The sequence below is a fragment of the Staphylococcus sp. GDY8P196P genome, assembly GCF_017891705.1.
Lineage (GTDB): Bacteria > Bacillota > Bacilli > Staphylococcales > Staphylococcaceae > Staphylococcus > Staphylococcus ureilyticus.
Genome location: NZ_JAESJS010000040.1, coordinates 1 through 2,045, shown reverse-complemented (window position 1 = coordinate 2,045; position 2,045 = coordinate 1). Strand labels below are relative to the sequence as shown.

At 24.7% G+C, this 2,045-nt stretch carries 2 protein-coding genes; both read left to right on the top strand.

The genetic code is table 11. The features are described from left to right. On the top strand, positions 1-420 hold a 420-nt coding region (locus tag KA814_RS13520), incomplete at its 5' end, for a GNAT family N-acetyltransferase (RefSeq protein WP_046091389.1). After that, entirely contained in the window at positions 421-1,860 is a 1,440-nt protein-coding gene (locus tag KA814_RS13515) for a bifunctional aminoglycoside N-acetyltransferase AAC(6')-Ie/aminoglycoside O-phosphotransferase APH(2'')-Ia (RefSeq protein WP_001028144.1), read from the top strand. Positions 1,861-2,045 lie beyond the last annotated feature (185 nt).

Sequence of the window (2,045 nt, the reverse complement as noted above, 5' to 3'; positions counted from 1 at the left end):
CACAGGAGTCTGGACTTGACTGAGTTTATGGAAGAAGTTTTAATTGATGATAATATGGTTTTTGATATTGATAATTTAAAAGGATTTCTTAATGATACCAGTTCATTTGGGTTTATAGCTAAAGAAAATAATAAAATTATAGGATTTGCATATTGCTATACACTTTTAAGACCTGATGGAAAAACAATGTTTTATTTACACTCAATAGGAATGTTACCTAACTATCAAGACAAAGGTTATGGTTCAAAATTATTATCTTTTATTAAGGAATATTCTAAAGAGATTGGTTGTTCTGAAATGTTTTTAATAACTGATAAAGGTAATCCTAGAGCTTGCCATGTATATGAAAAATTAGGTGGTAAAAATGATTATAAAGATGAAATAGTATATGTATATGATTATGAAAAAGGTGATAAATAAATGAATATAGTTGAAAATGAAATATGTATAAGAACTTTAATAGATGATGATTTTCCTTTGATGTTAAAATGGTTAACTGATGAAAGAGTATTAGAATTTTATGGTGGTAGAGATAAAAAATATACATTAGAATCATTAAAAAAACATTATACAGAGCCTTGGGAAGATGAAGTTTTTAGAGTAATTATTGAATATAACAATGTTCCTATTGGATATGGACAAATATATAAAATGTATGATGAGTTATATACTGATTATCATTATCCAAAAACTGATGAGATAGTCTATGGTATGGATCAATTTATAGGAGAGCCAAATTATTGGAGTAAAGGAATTGGTACAAGATATATTAAATTGATTTTTGAATTTTTGAAAAAAGAAAGAAATGCTAATGCAGTTATTTTAGACCCTCATAAAAATAATCCAAGAGCAATAAGGGCATACCAAAAATCTGGTTTTAGAATTATTGAAGATTTGCCAGAACATGAATTACACGAGGGCAAAAAAGAAGATTGTTATTTAATGGAATATAGATATGATGATAATGCCACAAATGTTAAGGCAATGAAATATTTAATTGAGCATTACTTTGATAATTTCAAAGTAGATAGTATTGAAATAATCGGTAGTGGTTATGATAGTGTGGCATATTTAGTTAATAATGAATACATTTTTAAAACAAAATTTAGTACTAATAAGAAAAAAGGTTATGCAAAAGAAAAAGCAATATATAATTTTTTAAATACAAATTTAGAAACTAATGTAAAAATTCCTAATATTGAATATTCGTATATTAGTGATGAATTATCTATACTAGGTTATAAAGAAATTAAAGGAACTTTTTTAACACCAGAAATTTATTCTACTATGTCAGAAGAAGAACAAAATTTGTTAAAACGAGATATTGCCAGTTTTTTAAGACAAATGCACGGTTTAGATTATACAGATATTAGTGAATGTACTATTGATAATAAACAAAATGTATTAGAAGAGTATATATTGTTGCGTGAAACTATTTATAATGATTTAACTGATATAGAAAAAGATTATATAGAAAGTTTTATGGAAAGACTAAATGCAACAACAGTTTTTGAGGGTAAAAAGTGTTTATGCCATAATGATTTTAGTTGTAATCATCTATTGTTAGATGGCAATAATAGATTAACTGGAATAATTGATTTTGGAGATTCTGGAATTATAGATGAATATTGTGATTTTATATACTTACTTGAAGATAGTGAAGAAGAAATAGGAACAAATTTTGGAGAAGATATATTAAGAATGTATGGAAATATAGATATTGAGAAAGCAAAAGAATATCAAGATATAGTTGAAGAATATTATCCTATTGAAACTATTGTTTATGGAATTAAAAATATTAAACAGGAATTTATCGAAAATGGTAGAAAAGAAATTTATAAAAGGACTTATAAAGATTGATTATATAATATATGAAAAGCTATTATAAAAGACATTAGTATTAAATAGTTTAAAAAAATGAAAAATAATAAAGGAAGTGAGTCAATTCCAGACTCCTGTGTAAAAAGCTATACAATGTTTTTACCATTACTACTTATCAAAATTGATGTATTTTATTGAAGAATAAATCCATACATAATTTAGGT

Bases quoted from the DNA above. Each gene is read 5' to 3' on its own strand.
- KA814_RS13515 (WP_001028144.1), top strand. From the start codon at position 421: ATGAATATAGTTGAAAATGAAATATGTATAAGAACTTTAATAGATGAT.